Source organism: Halomonas qinghailakensis (genome assembly GCF_025820815.1).
GTDB lineage: Bacteria > Pseudomonadota > Gammaproteobacteria > Pseudomonadales > Halomonadaceae > Vreelandella > Vreelandella qaidamensis.
In genome coordinates this window covers 562,476-578,447 of the sequence record NZ_CP096973.1, presented here as the reverse complement: position 1 = coordinate 578,447, position 15,972 = coordinate 562,476, and the positions used below count along the sequence as shown (strand labels likewise).

16 protein-coding genes are annotated in these 15,972 nt (G+C 53.8%); 6 read left to right on the top strand and 10 right to left on the bottom strand.

From position 1 onward, the window contains the following. Positions 1 to 95 precede the first annotated feature (95 nt). Positions 96 to 1,217: an ABC transporter ATP-binding protein gene (locus tag M0220_RS02700; RefSeq protein ID WP_264018602.1), complete on the top strand. Its 1,122-nt coding sequence runs from the start codon at positions 96 to 98 to the stop codon at positions 1,215 to 1,217. A gap of 68 nt (positions 1,218 to 1,285) precedes the next feature. Here M0220_RS02700 and M0220_RS02695 read toward each other — a convergent pair whose 3' ends face one another. The 4 genes from M0220_RS02695 to M0220_RS02680 all read right to left on the bottom strand — a co-directional run bounded on the left by M0220_RS02695 (position 1,286) and on the right by M0220_RS02680 (position 4,832). Next, positions 1,286 to 2,323 (bottom strand): YcjF family protein, encoded by a 1,038-nt coding sequence (locus M0220_RS02695; protein WP_264018601.1) that lies wholly within the window; start codon positions 2,321 to 2,323, stop codon positions 1,286 to 1,288. Continuing rightward, the gene (locus tag M0220_RS02690; RefSeq protein ID WP_030070147.1) at positions 2,320 to 3,708 is read right to left on the bottom strand and encodes a YcjX family GTP-binding protein; all 1,389 of its coding nucleotides are present in this window, start codon (positions 3,706 to 3,708) and stop codon (positions 2,320 to 2,322) included. The genes M0220_RS02695 and M0220_RS02690 overlap by 4 nt, the downstream gene beginning before the upstream one ends. Before the next feature lie 4 nt (positions 3,709 to 3,712). Next, a complete protein-coding gene (locus tag M0220_RS02685; RefSeq protein ID WP_030070148.1) occupies positions 3,713 to 3,901 on the bottom strand; it encodes a hypothetical protein in 189 nt (62 codons plus the stop codon). Positions 3,902 to 3,962: 61 nt separating this feature from the next. After that, positions 3,963 to 4,832: a D-hexose-6-phosphate mutarotase gene (locus M0220_RS02680; RefSeq protein ID WP_030070149.1), complete on the bottom strand. Its 870-nt coding sequence runs from the start codon at positions 4,830 to 4,832 to the stop codon at positions 3,963 to 3,965. 159 nt (positions 4,833 to 4,991) lie between these two features. On the opposite strand from M0220_RS02680, the gene M0220_RS02675 reads away from it, so the two are divergent. From M0220_RS02675 to M0220_RS02660, 4 genes are all read left to right on the top strand, one after another. Next, positions 4,992 to 5,234, top strand: coding sequence for a GlsB/YeaQ/YmgE family stress response membrane protein (locus M0220_RS02675; protein ID WP_030070150.1), 243 nt, complete (start codon positions 4,992 to 4,994; stop codon positions 5,232 to 5,234). 309 nt (positions 5,235 to 5,543) lie between these two features. Continuing rightward, positions 5,544 to 8,009, top strand: a complete 2,466-nt coding sequence (locus M0220_RS02670; RefSeq protein WP_264018600.1) for a DUF1266 domain-containing protein — start codon at positions 5,544 to 5,546, stop codon at positions 8,007 to 8,009. 105 nt (positions 8,010 to 8,114) lie between these two features. After that, positions 8,115 to 8,753 carry a C40 family peptidase gene (locus tag M0220_RS02665; RefSeq protein WP_264018599.1) on the top strand — a complete coding sequence of 213 codons (639 nt, stop codon included), beginning with the start codon at positions 8,115 to 8,117 and terminating at the stop codon, positions 8,751 to 8,753. A 36-nt stretch (positions 8,754 to 8,789) separates the two neighbouring features. Continuing rightward, the gene (locus M0220_RS02660) at positions 8,790 to 9,977 is read left to right on the top strand and encodes an MFS transporter (RefSeq protein ID WP_264018598.1); all 1,188 of its coding nucleotides are present in this window, start codon (positions 8,790 to 8,792) and stop codon (positions 9,975 to 9,977) included. Here the strand turns inward: M0220_RS02660 and M0220_RS02655 are convergent. Genes M0220_RS02655 through M0220_RS02635 form a run of 5 tightly spaced genes read right to left on the bottom strand, consistent with a single transcriptional unit; the run spans position 9,934 to position 14,789 of the window. Beyond that, on the bottom strand, positions 9,934 to 10,578 hold the full coding sequence (locus tag M0220_RS02655; RefSeq protein WP_264018597.1) for an ABC transporter ATP-binding protein: 645 nt from the start codon (positions 10,576 to 10,578) through the stop codon (positions 9,934 to 9,936). The two genes, M0220_RS02660 and M0220_RS02655, sit on opposite strands and share 44 nt — an antisense overlap. Further along, positions 10,571 to 11,425: an ATP-binding cassette domain-containing protein gene (locus tag M0220_RS02650; RefSeq protein ID WP_264018596.1), complete on the bottom strand. Its 855-nt coding sequence runs from the start codon at positions 11,423 to 11,425 to the stop codon at positions 10,571 to 10,573. Before M0220_RS02650 ends, M0220_RS02655 begins: the two co-directional genes overlap by 8 nt. Positions 11,426 to 11,440: 15 nt before the next feature. Further along, entirely contained in the window at positions 11,441 to 12,241 is an 801-nt protein-coding gene (locus M0220_RS02645; protein WP_030070156.1) for an ABC transporter permease, read from the bottom strand. Beyond that, positions 12,238 to 13,218, bottom strand: a complete 981-nt coding sequence (locus M0220_RS02640) for an ABC transporter permease (RefSeq protein ID WP_030070157.1) — start codon at positions 13,216 to 13,218, stop codon at positions 12,238 to 12,240. Before M0220_RS02640 ends, M0220_RS02645 begins: the two co-directional genes overlap by 4 nt. Continuing rightward, positions 13,209 to 14,789: an ABC transporter substrate-binding protein gene (locus M0220_RS02635; protein ID WP_264018595.1), complete on the bottom strand. Its 1,581-nt coding sequence runs from the start codon at positions 14,787 to 14,789 to the stop codon at positions 13,209 to 13,211. The genes M0220_RS02640 and M0220_RS02635 overlap by 10 nt, the downstream gene beginning before the upstream one ends. A 119-nt stretch (positions 14,790 to 14,908) precedes the next feature. Here M0220_RS02635 and nikR point away from each other — a divergent pair, with 119 nt between their 5' ends. Beyond that, positions 14,909 to 15,310, top strand: coding sequence for a nickel-responsive transcriptional regulator NikR (gene nikR / locus M0220_RS02630; RefSeq protein WP_030070159.1), 402 nt, complete (start codon positions 14,909 to 14,911; stop codon positions 15,308 to 15,310). Between the two features lie 71 nt (positions 15,311 to 15,381). Here nikR and M0220_RS02625 read toward each other — a convergent pair whose 3' ends face one another. Continuing rightward, positions 15,382 to 15,864, bottom strand: coding sequence for an FKBP-type peptidyl-prolyl cis-trans isomerase (locus M0220_RS02625; RefSeq protein ID WP_009722554.1), 483 nt, complete (start codon positions 15,862 to 15,864; stop codon positions 15,382 to 15,384). Positions 15,865 to 15,972 lie beyond the last annotated feature (108 nt).

The window sequence follows — 15,972 nt, the reverse complement described above, 5'->3', positions numbered from 1 at the left end:
TTCGCCATCCATGGCGAAAGACCCCCGCTACGGGCGGCTTTTGACCGATCCAACTAAGTGGAGTTTGTCAGTCGCTTTACAATGGGATTTTCATTATGGCAGCGTTAGAAATTCACAACGTGCGCAAAGAGTTCGGCAGCGAGCGGGTGCTGAAAGATGTCAGTATTTCGATTGATTCCGGTGAATTCCTTATTTTGGTGGGGCCATCTGGCTGTGGTAAGTCCACGCTGATGAATGCCATCGCTGGGCTGGAGCCCGTGACGAGCGGTAATATCTATATCGACGGCGAAGACGTCACTTGGCGCACGCCCGCTGAACGGGATATTGCTATGGTGTTTCAGTCCTACGCGCTGTACCCGAGTATGACCGTGCGGCAAAACATCAGCTTTGGCCTGGAAATGCGCAAGGTGCCCAAAGCCGAGCGTATCACTGCCGTAGAGCGCGTGGCCGATCTACTGCAAATCTCCCACCTGTTGGAACGCAAGCCTGCCCAGCTTTCCGGTGGTCAGCGTCAGCGTGTGGCCATGGGGCGGGCGCTGGCCCGTGAACCCAAGGTGTATCTGTTTGATGAGCCGCTATCCAACCTGGATGCCAAGCTGCGGGTGGATATGCGCACCGAGATTAAAAAGCTCCACCAGCGCTTAGGCACCACGATTGTTTACGTCACTCACGACCAAGTTGAAGCAATGACCCTGGCCGACTGCATTGCGGTAATGCGCGATGGTCATATCTTACAGCTTGGCAGTCCCGATGAGGTGTATAACAACCCGGTCGATATGTTCGTCGCAGGCTTTATGGGGTCACCGTCGATGAACTTTATTCGCGCGAGGCTTGAAGGGGCGGGAGATGGCTATGCATTGCGGATTGCCACGCCTGACGAAGACGATGTCCTGCTACCATGGCCCTCTGAACGCAACGCAGCGGGACTCGTGGAACAGCTGAATAAGCCGATTATCCTCGGGCTGCGACCAGAACACTTCAGCGAAGAAGATGTGCGGCTAAGTGAGCAGGCGGAAGGGACGTTAATGGAGGCCAAGGTAAGCGTCGTTGAGCCGACCGGTGCCGATATTTTGCTACGCCTGCCGCTGGGTGAGCAGGAAATCACTGCCAGGGTAGGGCCTAAGTGCGCCATTGCACCCGGCGAACGCTTGTCGCTGCGCGTCGATATGGCTCGTGCTGTGCTATTTGATGCCGAGACTGAACAGCGTTTGGCGTAACTGAAACGCCCTCCCACAAAGGCATTCAGCATTACTTGATGGGAGGGTGCTTAGCTTACGAAATGTGCTTACTTTTGAGGGCGCGTGGTGGGAGCGGCATCTTTATCGAGCCGTTTGATTTGCCGCCACAGATCTTGGCGGAGATCGGCCAGCTTGGGTTGTTCTTCATCGGTAAAGGCCACCGGGCGGCATAGGCGCTGGGCGCGTAGCCCTAAACGGGCGCTCAGTAGGCCTGTGGCCAAGCCTTGGCCCGCGCGGGCGGAAAGCCTACCTGCCAAATCCAGTGAAAGCATATCCATGCTGGCGTCAGTGGCGAGTTCACTGGCCCCGGCAAAGGCCATGTTATGCAGCACATTACGGAAAAGCCTTAGTCGGCTGGCGTAACCAAGCTCAAGCCCGTAAAGACGGCAGAGCCTGTCGACCATGGCAAGGCTGCGCCAGGCCACCAGAGCCATATCCACTAATGTAAGCGGGCTGATAGCCACCATAATGGCGGTTTCGCCGGACATACGGGTAATCAGGCGTTGGGCTTCACGGTCACGAGGTGCCAGTAGGTGGTAGCGCAGCAGTGTTTGTATCTCTTCACCGCTGTGGTGGGGCTGGCAGGCGCGTTGAAATGCCTGCCAATGAGGATCATCGTCGCCCAGTTTTAGCTGGCGCTTCAGCTGCTCTGCCATGGATTGGGCTTGCTTAGTAGAGCGCTGTGGCAGTTCGGCAAGGTCATGGCGTAATTGGTCGTGGCGCTTTAAGCGGCGCAGACGGCCAAGCTCTTTCAACAACGACAGACCACCTAAACCGATCAAGCTAATGCCAAACAGCTGCCAGGCCATGGACATCCACTGTGACTGGGCAACGGCGTCTGGAATGCCGGTGGCCAGTTCTACGCTGCCCAAAGTGGCACCGCCGACCAGGGCAAACATCAGCCCCCAACGGCGCTTTCGGGGCGTGCTCAGGCTCGCTTCCGGAAGTGCTTTGACGTCTGCCTGGGTCGTCAGCGGCTGATGCGATTCAGTCGCGGCAAAACTTTCACGCTGACGCAACTGCTCAGGGCCAGGGACGGATGCTTCTTCTGTCTGGAAATCTCGGCGCGGCTGAGGGTTGCTCATATCAGTTTATCTCCAATCAGCCAGTCGATAGCGGCGTCCATACGGATGTGTGAAAGCGCTTCGCTGTCAACAGACATTGGGCGAAAGCTAGGAAAGTCGAAGCCCTGTTGCTGCCAAAAGTCGGGTTTTGGAAGGCGGTTGGGCACATCACCTGGGTAGACCAGCACATCTTCGCCTTCCAGGGTGGTGCCTTTTAGTGCGGGGGTGCGTTTACCTTCGTGGAGCACTTCACGGGCCTCAGTGGCGCGTATGGCTGCCAGTGACAATGCTTTCACCGGGATGTCGGCAAAACGCAGATCTTTAAGCGGTTCAGCAAGTAACGCCTCCAGCAGTTGCACAACATGGGCGTGCTGATCGGGCGTCACGTGATCAGCTTTGGTGGCGGCAATGGCGAGGCGGTCAATCTTCGGTGCAAACAGGCGCGTCAGCAGGCTGCGCTTGCCGTAATCGAAGCTTTGCATCAGTTGGCGCAACGCACGGGAAAGGTCTTCAAAGCGTTCCGGCCCTGCATTAAGCGCACCAAGCACATCGACCAACACAATCTGACGGTCGAAACGACGGAAATGGTCACGATAAAAGGGCCGCACCACTTGCTGCTGGTAGTAGCGAAAGCGTGCTGCCAAGGTGGCGTAAATACTAGTATCGGGTAGTGCTTCCAAGGTTTCTTTCGATGCATTTAATTCAGGTAGCGGGAAGAATTGTAGTACTGGCGCGCCATCTAGCTCGCCTGGAAGCAAAAAACGTCCTGGCTGAAGATCTGAAAATCCTGCCTGTTTGGCCCGGCGAAGGCCTTGGGCATAGGCATCTGCGAGCGCTGCCAGTTTAGCTTCATCGGCCTCGGCGGCAGGGTCTAGTTGTTCCGCCTCCGCTAACCATTCGTTGAATAACACCTTCCGGTGCGGTCCTTCATGCAATGACTGCGCCTGGCACCAGCTGTAAAAGTCGTGCTGTAACAGAGGTAAATCCAGCAGCCACTCGCCTGGGTAGTCGAATAAGTCGAGGGTTAAGTGGGCAATATCTGGGGTGAACCAGCCTTGTTGGGCAGGGCGGTAGCGCAGCTGTAAGCGCAGTTCACTGATGCCACGGGTGGGCTCTGGCCAGCGCGGTGGGGTGTCGCGCAGCGCCGCCATGCCAGGGTCATAGGGGAAGCGTGGCACACCAAGGTCGGGTTGGTTAAGACGTTGTGCACCAAGCAAACGGCCCTCTCGGGCAGCAGGCAGTAAATCTAACTGAGCTTCCACTCCCGCGTGGCGTAGCTGGTTAACTAACGATGTTAGAAACGCAGTTTTTCCTGCTTGAGACAGGCCCGTCACGGCCAGCCTTAATTGCCGGTCACGGCCTCGCTCTAATAAATTGCTCAGTTCGCGACTTAACGGCTGGCGCATCCTATCAATTCCTTATTAATACAACCTGGGAAAGCATGGGTAAGGTGGCGATAATAAACCCCACCACTGCGAGGCTATATCCTGGCCAGCGGCGCTTCATTTTCTGAGCAAGTGTTAAACCAATTAAGCATACCACCATGCCGATGAGGTTAAAGGCAAGCGTGGCAGCCTCCAGCCATTGCTGTGGATCCATCGTGTCTCCCGTGAAAATATTTGGTTGCCTTGATCATAACAAAGCGTTGATGAACCGAGGGTTAACCGCGGCTTAATGTCGTACCTAGCAGGTGTTGTGCACCGGGGACTAGCCATACTGGGTCTAGGCGGGTGTTAGCAGCTTCGACGCACAAAAAATGACGTGCCGCGTCGGCAGGCGTATCGGTGGGCAAATCGCTGTCTGGGTGCCACACTACGGTTGAATCGCTGGATTGTTTGGCAATACGAAGAGTGCGCTTTCCATCGTTCAACAGTACGGTCTCGTTGGTGTGATAAATACGGTCGACGGCGCCGCGAACGGCCAGTGTGCCCTGCTGTTGGTCTTCTGCAAAGCCGCGTAGCTTGTCTAGGTAACGTGCGCCAGCCAACCCTTCTATACGGCACTGGTGTACATCATGGACAGCCACATAGGTATGAAGTGCACCGCTGGTTTTGACCGGTGCTTCACCAATATTTTCGCTGATCAATTCGACGTTCAAGCGTTGGGCGTTAGCCTGAATGATGACGCGCGCGGTTAGCTGGCTATGTAAGGAGTCAACAGGAGAGAGGTGAACTTCAATACCTTCAGCATGATCATCAACCGCATCTAAGCGCCACTGAGCGTGACGAGCAAGCCCGTGGAAAGGGCCGTTACGGTCAGGGCTTTCATCGGCATAACGCTCATCGCCAAACCAGGGCCAGCACAACGGAATACCACCACGAATCGCGCCAGGAAGCGCCTGTGGCGTGGGTGTAACCCAAAGCCAGCCAGTGTCACCGTCGGGTTGAAAGTGCAACACTTGTGCGCCCTGTAGACTCACCGCCATTTCTCCCCAAGCCATCTTGAAAAGCACTATGTCGCGCCCCTGCCAAGTTACCTGTTGGTGGCCGTCTATATCAGATAGTAATTGCTTGAGAGAATCGGGAATCATAGGGTTTCCTTATAAGAGCGGGCATCAAGTAGGCAGAACAGTTGCGCCGTGTGCTATGGTAGGGCAAGCAATAGTTATACGTAAAACACTGCGGATAAAACGTTGCAGTTAAGATGTTATAGGTAAAACCCTGACGAAAGTGAACATCAAGGAGGCACTATGGGCTTTATTGCGTGGTTGATTATTGGTGGTTTGGCTGGCTGGATCGCTGGCAACATCATGCGTGGCGGTGGTTTTGGCATTTTAGGCAATATTGGTGTCGGTATTGTTGGCGCACTGCTCGGCGGGTTTTTATTTAGCTTGTTAGGTCTGCAAGCGGGTGGCTTTATCGGCTCGTTGGTGACTGCAACTGTCGGTGCAGTTGTGTTGTTATGGATAATCAGTAAAGTTAAAAGCGCTTAGCGTAGCCAACCTAGTGCATTATTTGCTGCCCGGCCCTGTGCCGGGCAGCGCTGTTTTGAGCGCTTGGTTTTAGCTTGGTTTTAGCTTGGTTTTAGCCTCGTTTTAACGCTTCTTCTCTATCGGCCTTAGCGCCACTTTCCGTTACACTATGTCCTTTTAGCGATGTCCTTTTAGCGATGCCCTTTTAGCGATGCCCTTTTGACGATGTCGCTATAGCGACGTCTCTTTTTTTTAAGTGGCCTCTCCTAGTAGGCTGCTCCCCTTTTTTTTAGCGTTTATTAATAGCTTCCTGTTTCTTAGAGGTGTCTTTTGGCCGATGCACTGAATGCCTGGTGGGCTCAACAGCTTGTGCTGTGCGATTGGGCCTTTACGCCGCATCCACTAACGGTGGATGCGGGAGCAGCCGAACAACGTCTGCTACAGCTAGGTATTGCACACCGTGGCGAGCTGGCTGATCAACTCTTTTTCGCCCTCGATGCCCCAGCCAGTGAGGTTGATCGACTATTGGGGGCGCTAGAGTGGGCAGCGCTAGCAGGCGCAGCAGGCTGGCTGACACAATCTCAGGCGCAAACGTGGGCACACCATATTACCCGCCGTATTACGTCTGATTACAGTGACCTGCGTGCTTGGCTTTCCGATCTGCGCCGTGCGCTTGGCGTGAAAGGGTGGGAAACAGGTGCAGATGACCGGTTTATTGATGCCTGCCAAGCATTAGCGGATTTAGAAAGTGAAGGCGAAGGCATTACGTGGGAAGCCCTTGTAACCGCCTTGGCACAGTTGCCTGAACCGCAGGCGCTATGGCCGGAAGACCTGTCAGCACAGCCGTGGCGACTATGTGCACTATTTCGTTCTATAGTCAGCTATCCAGCAAGTACTGCTGACTGGCCTGATGCTACCCAGTGGCTGGCGCGCATTTGGCAAGTTCACGACCGGGATCAGTTGCTTGAAGTAATACTGTGGCTAAGCGCCCAGGGAGAGCGGCAGAGTTGGGACATCGAGGCCCGTGAACTGCTCACGATGGATCATGCTCAACGCCAAGAGTGGCAGCGGAGTGCTGTTGCAGATGCCCCTTATGCACCTGTGTTGACCACATTTGTTAGTCAAGGGGAGCCATTGGAGTGGGCCGCGTGGGATTGGCTACGACTGGTGGAGTTGGCATGGGCAGGCGCTTGCTGTGGCTGGTTAAGCCAAGCGGAGGCTGATGATCTCGCAGCGCATGCGGCTGACTTAATAAGTCGGCGCTACCATGATTGGTATGCGGTGCTGAAAGCTTACATGCGCGGCCAAAGCCTATTTGAAGGAGTAGACCGGCGTGGTATGACGCCTAGTACTCGACATAAGCTGCTGACGCAGGCGCTTCACAGTCCGTGGAAATGTCCGCTAGGAGCATTGTTGAATGAGTCAACGCTGAGCGCTTCTCGCGAACGTATTAAACAGTGGAGAAATACTTCTCATCATTGGTTACTGGCCCTGGCTAGCGTGCGAGAGCCTGATGTGATGCTACGTCAGTTGAATCCATCAGCGCCTATTTCAGAGCAGCGCCGTGCTGAGGCGGCGGTCTATCTTCAGGATTCGTTAGGTCTGCATGCTGACGAGGGGCACCAAGCACTAGCGCGCTACTGGCTGCCTGCCCAGGCCCACCATCTTAATCAGCTTGCCGCAGATGCCGTTCATGGCGTAATGCCGCCGTCGCAGACACCTTTTGGTCAACCTACGCCTGACGAGCTAAAGCAGCGTAACGCCGTAAAAGGGGTTAGCCGTCACGCTGCTACTATCCATATGGCAGAGAAGTTTGCGTTCTACCTACACATGGCGCTGGATAGCAGCCTGTTTGAGCGTGAACCACTGATGACGCATGCCAGTGCGTTGCGGAGTTGCCTGTGTCGCTTTTATGCCACGCCAAAGCGTTTGCTAGAAGCATGGTTTGCCTGGGAAAGCTGCCTACCAGAGCCGGAGCACGATTCATTAATCAACGAAATTGCCTGGCACTTAGAAGACCCCGGTAGTCTTTTTCATTGGTTGAATTGGCGTCCTGATGCATGGTGCGAACCTGGCGAGCGGCCAACGCTTAGTCATTTTACGGCCATGTCGTTGGTTGGGCCTCTCAATAGTGCCGTGTGGAGCGAGCCTCAAGTGGAGAGTCCCAGAGAGTGTGCTGATATCCGTGAGTGGGTAGAAAGCCATTATCATCTGACGAGTGCTGATGACATGCAGGACTTTTTGACCTTCATGCTGGAATCTGGGGATCGTCAGGAGTACCAGATTAACTATGCGCCTTACACACTTAACCCTGAACGTTTAGATGCCGAAATCGCTATTTTAGAGTCGGGTGAGTGTGCCGAGGAGGAGCGTCATCATCTGCTTCGTTTACGCAGGGTACAAAGTAATGAAGATGGTTGTAATGATGTTGATATGGCTGCTTGGGACATTGCTCAATTAGTTGATCTCGCAATTGCCGCGCGCCAGCTGGGTTGGTTAGACCGCCAAGCGTTTGCTGACGTGTTGGATCGGGCTTATAAGTTGGCGGCTGACCACTATTCTGGCTGGCAAGAGTATTCAGCGGGAATGTACGCTGGTTTTTCATTTTTTATGGGCGACACACCTGAGCGAGAAAGTTTTCTGGCGGGGTTTCGACAGGCATTAGTCGCGTGGTTATGTGGTGCGCCTATATTGGCTGGCCCTTGGGCGAGTCTTGATTTTCCAGGTAATAAACCGCGTCATTTTGCACCGCTGCATATTGATACGCTGCCAGGCGATCAGCGAATCTTGCATTGAGGCTCGCCAAACATAGAGTAATTAGCTTATAGTCCTGGGTTTGAAAAAATGAGTTTTTTCATCTTTTTTTTGTTTAAACAATTTTACTTTTACGAGGTTAATCACATGGTTGCGTCGCCACACCCCGCTGTGACCGCTGTCCGTGTTGTAAGTGTTTGTGCTGTTGTCGCTGTTTTAGCTGGTTGTGCGGGCTCTGCCTCACGCCAGGGCATGGAGCCACCCGAGAATTATTTCTCAATGGCGCTGCCGGGATTGGCAAAAGGTGAAAGCCTCGCAATGTCTCCGGTCAGTAACGCCACTGGCCAACTGCGTAGCCTTCAGACGCCGCCACCTACGATCATTCGTCAAGCACTCTTAGAACAGCACCAGCGGTGGGCTGGGACGCCATACCGTATTGGTGGAACCTCGGAGCAAGGCATTGATTGTTCTGCTTTGGTCAGAAATGTTTTTCGTGACACATTCAATTTAGAGTTGCCACGCTCAACCTATGATCAAGTACATGAGGGACGCCCGATCGACCGCCAAGAGCTGCAGGCGGGCGATCTGGTCTTCTTCCGCCCCCCAGGTCAATATAATCATGTGGGCATTTATGTAGGAGATGGCCGTTTTCTACATGCCTCTTCTTCCAAGGGAGTAATGATTTCCCGTCTGGATAATAGCTACTGGCAGCGCTACTATTGGCAGTCTCGCCGCGCGCTAGAGCCGACCAACCTTGCCCAGCTAGGTAGTCGCTACACGCCATAAATGTCTGCTATCAGTGCTGCATAACGTGGACATCGCATGATTGAAGCTAAAACGCGCGCCTGGTGGCGCGCGACAGCGGCCCTTTGTTTGGGGTCGTTTCTTGTTTTTATTAACTTATATGTCCCGCAACCGCTGCTGCCCGGGCTAAAGGATACCTATGGGGTATCTACTTTGGGCGTCAGTTTTTTGATGTCTGTTTCCACACTTTCCCTTGCCTTTGCGCTGCTCATATTTGGTCCCCTTTCTGATGCGATTGGCCGTGAAACTATTATGCGCATTACGCTGCTAATGGCAGGCGGCCTCTCTATTGCGTTAGCGTTTGCGCCTACCTTTGAAAGTTTATTACTGCTGCGTTTACTGCAAGGCTTTGTGTTGGGCGGGCTGCCTGCCGTTGCTATTGCCTGGATGGGGGATGAGTTTGAACAACATGCCTTACTCAGTGCGGTTGGCTTGTACATAGGTGCTAACTCGTTGGGCGGTATTAGCGGTCGTATCGTGGGAGGGGGCGCGGCTGCCTTAGGTGGTCCTTCAGCAGCGTTTTTAGCTGTAGGTATTATGACGGTAATAGGGTGCGCGGTCTTTTGGCGACTGTTACCCAATAGCCGAGCTTTTACGCCCAAGCGTTTCAAATTTCGCCAAGCAGCTGGTGATCTGCTCGGGCATCTGCGCACGCCGGTGCTGCTAGCGGCTTATTGCCTGGGCGGTATTAATTTTTTAATTTTTATTAATCAGTACAGCTATATTACCTTTCGTTTGGCTGGCGAGCCTTATCAATTGGCGGCTAGCAGTTTGGGGCTAATTTTTCTTACGTATCTGGGAGGGACATTCGGGTCCACGGTATCAGGCCGGTTGGCCGGACGTTTTTCACCTGCGAGTTGTATGAGCATAGGCATCATTATTTTGATGCTTGGGACAGCGGTAACGCTGGTCGATTCATTGCCGCTGATTATTGTTGGTCTCACCATTAACGCGTTTGGGTTTTTCTTAGCGCATTCGCTGGCCTCTAGCTGGGTGGGCCGCTATGCCCAAGGTGCTAGGGGCAGTGCCTCAGCGCTTTACCTGGTCTTTTACTACCTTGGGGCAAGTGTTGGCGGGTTCTGGCTAGAGCCATTTTGGCGCTGGGCGCAGTGGCAGGGCGTCGCGATAGGGTCTTGGCTACTGCTTTGCGTCACGTTAATCATTAGCGTTGGTTTATGGCGCTTCGAGCATCGTGAACGGTACTAAGCGTACCTTGGGCTAAATGGAAGCGTTTAGAACACAATCGCCCTAGCAGCGCCGCGTCATGGCTAATTACTAACACGCCAAGTCGCTGGCGTTCTGCAACCTTTCTTACCGCCTGCCATAGTTCTACTTGGGTGATAGGGTCGAGCATAGTCGAGATTTCATCAGCGATCAGATAGCGCACGCCTGGGGCTAATGCCCGCAATACGCATACTCGTTGTAATTCTCCGCCAGATAAGGTGCTTGGAAAACGAGATAGCCACTCAGGTTGGATGCCAAAGTCCTGCATCAACGACTTAGGAGGGCACCATGCTTCGCAGAGTAATTTCTTTACTCGCCAACGTGGGTTGGCCGCAAGTTCTGGTGATTGCGGCAGCCACTGTACCGGCCGCAGCCCACGAGAGAGCAATGGTTTATCGTCGGCATAAATCTCACCCTGTTGTGGTCGCAGTAAGCCAGCTAAGAGTTTTCCTAGCGTAGATTTGCCTGCTCCTGAGTCACCGCTTAGTCCCAGCCACTCTCCCCGTTCAAGCGATAGCGAAAGTTGCGTTAACAGAGGTGCTTGTGAATGGAAGCCAAAGGTGATGTTTCGTGCATCAAGCAACGGTTAGCTCCTTAGGCAGGTCGATGGCATCAGCACGGGTGGTGCTTTCGTCAGCACGTACCTGAATACTAAAGGTGTTGTCGGGTAGAGCGTTCCATAGCGCGCTGGCATAGGCGCTTTTAAGCTGCTCCCCAGTGCCTTGAAAGGCACTGGCAGGAGTAGTTTCACTGCACTGTCCCTTGCGCAGTATGGTTACGTGGTCGGCAACGGGTAACGCATGGCGCAAATCATGGGTAATTAGCATGATTGCCTTACCCTCAAGCGCTAGCGCCTTAAGAGAAGCCAATACACGATCGCGCTGCTGAGGATCCAAGCCTACGCTAGGTTCGTCGGCAATAATCAGGCTAGCGTTACCTATTTGAGCCATGGCGGCTAAAACACGCCGCGCCATACCGCCTGAAAGCTGGTAGGGGTATGCCCGTTGGGCGTGCTGATTTAGCTGATAATGATTTAGTGCACGCTCTGCGCTGAGCCAAGCGGCTGTTTTGCTTTGCCCTGCTCGACGAGCTGCCCAGCTGACTTGCCGTTGGCTGCTAGCGAGAGGGTCTAGAGCATTTAGCGATTGCGGAATGAGGGCCAGTTGGCGGCCTCTTAGCTGGCGCTGGCGCTCAGTAGTCAACCGTGTATTTTTAAAAAATAGCTGCCCGCTAGTTTTTGCCCCTTCCGGCAGTAACCCCATAATCGTATAGGCTAGCAGGCTTTTTCCTGCGCCCGATGCGCCGATCACCGCATGTATTTCACCGGGTTGTAGGCTTAATGACAGGTTATCAATGCAGGTGGACCACTCTCTTCTCCACCAGTGCTTGTAGTAGGGCAATTGCAGCGTCAGGTTTTCTAACTGCAGCATGCTAATTTCCTCCCGTTATAGGGCACGACGCAATTGCGCCGCTAAACGATCAATCGATAGCACCATCAGCAGTAACCCTAGGCCCGGGAAGACCCCTAACCACCAAAACCCCCCGGTTAAGTAACGCATGGCATCGGCTAGTAATACCCCAATAGCGGGTTGGGTAGGGTCTAAACCCACGCCCAGAAAAGTCAGTGCGGCTTCATGCAAAATGGCGTGAGGAAATAACAACAGCGCGCCAACAATGCACTGGGGGAGTACATGGGGGAGTAAGTGGTGTACTAAAATAAAGCGGCGGCTTTTTCCTAGTGCCTGGGAAATGGCGATATAGGGGGCTTGTCGTAGGGAAAAGAGTTCCGCCCGCAGTATCCTGGCTAACCCTGGCCAGTGAGTAAGTGCCACCGCAATAATCACCGCCTGTGTGCCGCCGCCCAGCGCAAACGCCACCAACAGTAGCAGTATAAGGTGTGGGACACTTAACAGCGTGTCAATCAGCAGGCTAACGAGAGCGTCTAACGTGGTTGAGAGTGTAGCCAGTGTGGCGAGCGTTAACGCAATGAGTGTGCCGAGTAGGGCAGCGCTTAGCCCGACCCAGAAGCTGAGCCTTAACCCAGCCAGAGTTCGCGCCCACAGCTCACGCCCAAGAGCATCGGTGCCCAGCCAGTGATCGGTGCTCGGCGGCATAAGGCGCGCATCAAACTGCATGTGTGCTGAGCTATGACCTGCCCACCATTGGCTACTTATTAGCCACATCAGCAATATCAGTAGAAGACCAATATAGCCAGCGGCAGCTAAGCGTGGTTGGTTCATCCTCATGGCTGTTCCTTTGCCATGCGCGGGTCGATAAGTGGGTACAGGCTATCTGCGATCAGGTTTCCGACACTTACAAACAGCGCGGTAAACAGTGCTATCCCAAGAAGTAGGGGAACATCGCTGCGAAGTCCTGCTTCAATGGTGGCTTGACCAAGGCCTGGGTAGGCAAATACCTGCTCAATTAATAGGGAGCCGCCAAACAACTCACCCAGTGATGCGAAAGCGAGTGTTAGTGCTGGGAGGCTGGCATGACGTAGGCCATGACGCCAGGCGATATCAGATCGGCTGGCCCCTTGAGCGAAAGCGTGGAGGGCAATGTCGGAGTTCATCAGCGCTATCATGCGTGCGCGGGTATGAAGGGTGATGGTGGCAATACCTAGCAGAGCCAGTGTCGTTATCGGTAGTACTAAATGGTGTAATCGCGTCAGCGTGCTAACGTCTTGGTTGAGTACGCCTACAGGCCCGGCGCAGCAGGTTGGGGTCCAGCCGAGATAAACGGAGAACAGCATTACTGCCAGCATGCCAAGCCAAAAAGCAGGTGTTGAGGCGATTATATAGGCGTAGCCACTAATCAGTCGGTCAAGTAATGAACCTTCTTTCGCACCCGCGATGATGCCCAGCGCAAAGCCGACAGCCAACGACATTAGCCAAGCGCTACCCAGCAAGAGAAACGAGCGTTGGAAACGCTGAGTGATAACCTCGCTAACCGGTTGATTGTAGATATGGCTCCAACCTAACTCGCCACTTAGCAATTGGCTTAGCCAATGACCAAATTGAACGGCAGGCGAGGCATCAAAGCCCCACTTTTCAGCGATCAAGTCGCGCTGCTCAGGGCTGACCTGTGCCATTTGTGGGCCAAGGTAGGCATCCACAGGGTTAATTGGTGAGAGCATGACTAACCCAAATGACACTGCAGCGACGCATAGCAATACCAACGCTAGCCGTAGTAGGCGGCTTGCTAGTGTCTGAATCAACCGCACGTCCATCGCCACTCAAGTAAGTTGGCGGTAATCGGCCAGCCGTGGCCGTGAGGAGCAATGCCTAACTCTCCAAGATCCAGACAGGTGTTGGCGGCATACACATGGGTGAGGTTAATCAACCATGCCCAACTAGCATCACCTCTAAATCCATAGCCTGTATTGCCATCCCACTGGGCGGCTTGCCAGTGACGGTTAGCTTCCTCTGCTCCCGCGGCTGCTTGAGCAGCCTCTAAGTGGCTATCCACTATTGGGTTTGTGTAGTAACCACTGTTATAGAAGCCAAACCCCGCGTGCTGGCTATGAAACAGGTAGTACACTTCTTGTGGGCTGTGACTACCAAAGCCAAATACAATGGCGTCTTGGTGCAATGCTTCACGCTGTATTTCGTCCCAGTGAAGGCCAGTCGGCTGCATCTCAATGCCCAGGGGGCGTACCATCTCGGCGCTTACCTGAGCGAGTAGTTGGCGAGTGGTGTCACTGGCGGAGTAGGTCAGCCGAAAACGGGCGGGCTGGCCGTTTTTATAGCGTAGCCCGTCGGAACGGCGCTCCCAGCCAGCTGCATCAAGTATTGTATTGGCACGATCACTGTCAGGTGCTGTAAAGGCTTCGTCATCAAGGCTCCAGGGTAGCCCATCGGCAGGGCCAAACGCGGGACGGCCAAAACCGTTCAGAGCAACATCTACTAGCGTTTCGCGATCCAGTGCCAGGTTGATAGCTTGGCGAATGGCGAGATCAGACGTTACATCGTTACCGATAGGAGCGCCAGACGCGGCCTGCTCGCCTGTGGCAGGCTGCATAGGAAATAAAATACCTCGATTATCAACGCTTTCCATGACGATGCGCTGCATATGATTTGGCAGGTTGGTGGCAAGCGCTGGTGGTACCGCAGCAAGGTCAAGCTGCCCGGCATGGGCCGCACTTAACGTAGACTCCTCGCCAGTAAATACAAACACTAGTCGTTCAAAGGCCGGTAAGGGGCCATAGAAATAGGGATTCCGCTCAACGATTAGTTGCTCACCCTCTTGCCATTCGACTAGGCGATAAGGGCCTGAGCCAAGCGGTCGTCTGCCGTAATCTTCTCGATAACCGTTGTTTCTACTAGCGTTAGGAACGATGCCGAGCGTCATTAGCTGATCAATAAAGGTAATACGCGGCGCGTTTAAAGAGAGTTCTACGGTTGTGTTATCAATGGCGCTGGCTTTGTTTAGAGCACTTAAATCGGCTCGGCCGCCAGCTTGCTTGGCGGCATTAAAGGTGTAGACAACATCTTTGGCAGTCAGCGGTGTGCCGTCACCAAAGCGGGCATCATCGCGAAGAGTGAGCGTCCAGGTGAGTCGATCTTCTGACAGTGCCCATGCGGTTGCTAAGCCGGCTTCCGGAGAATGATCATGGTTACGTGTCAGCAGCGTCGATTGAAAAAGCGGGCTACCGTATTGGCCCCAGCCCAACAGTGGGTCGAAGCCCTGTTCGGGTTCACCACCTATCGCCAAAACTAATTGATCTTTGCTGAAGGCGGGGGAGCTAAGCGCTACGCACGTAGCCGCCAGACCCAGTAAGATAGTGCGACGCATTAGGCACCCCAGAAACCGACCGTATGATGTTTTTACAATAACATCATACTTTGAGGGCTGGAAGTCACGGCGGCGCCGCACTTGGGAAGTGTAGTGGCATAGTGAGTTGAGGAGAGAGTATGCAACGAGTAACGGTAACGCTGGATGAAGACCTGCTGAGCGAGGTTGATGCATTGATGCATGCACGCGGCTACCAAAACCGCTCAGAGACGATACGCGATTTAACACGGAGTGGATTAAAGCAAGCCAAAGAGGAGGTTGCGCCCGAAGCGCCGTGCATGGGGGCGCTCGTTTATGTTTACGATCATGCAGCGCGGGATTTATCGAAACGCTTAACCCGACACTCTCATGATCATCATGATCTAACGCTATCGACGCTTCATGTGCATATTAATCAGGATAGCTGTCTGGAAGTGGCGTTATTAAAGGGACAGGGTAGCGCTTTAAAGCAGTTTTCTGATGAAGTGACATCGTCACGTAGCGTGCGCTATGGCCAGTTAGTGATTATCCCAGAGGAGTAAAGAGGAAAAGTGGAGGAGCGCCCATTAAAAAGGGCGGCCCTAGGCCGCCCTTTAAGCACGCGATCAGCAACTTAGTGCTCTACGCCGCCTTCGCCGTGCACGTGACCGTGCTCGACTTCTTCCTGGCTTGCTTCACGAACGGTCGCAATCTCAACGTCAAAGTTAAGGTGCTGACCAGCCAGTGGGTGGTTGCCATCAACCACAACTGTGTCGCCTTCTACTTTCTTGACGGTAACCATCAGCGGGCCGCCTTGAGTCTGAGCTTGGAACTGCATGCCTGGCTCAATGCTTTCAACACCTTGGAACGCATCGCGAGGTACTTCTTGCATCAGCTGTTCTTGAACTTCACCGTAGCCCTCTTCTGGGGTTACTTTTACGTTCAGCTTATCGCCTTCGGCACGGCCTTCGAGTTCTTTTTCCAGACCCGGAATAATATTGCCAGCGCCGTGTAGATACGTCAGCGGCTCACGGCCTTCGGAACTGTCTAGCACTTCACCTGCATCATTGGTCAGGGTGTAGTGGAACGCGACAACCGAGTTTTGCGCAATTTGCATTTAATAACCTTTCGGTGAGTGCATGTCCCAACATGGTAACGCGTGAGAGCTTGCTTGTCAGGGGGTAAGCAGGCTTTTTCCACCTACCACACCTTTGGCGCTATTGCG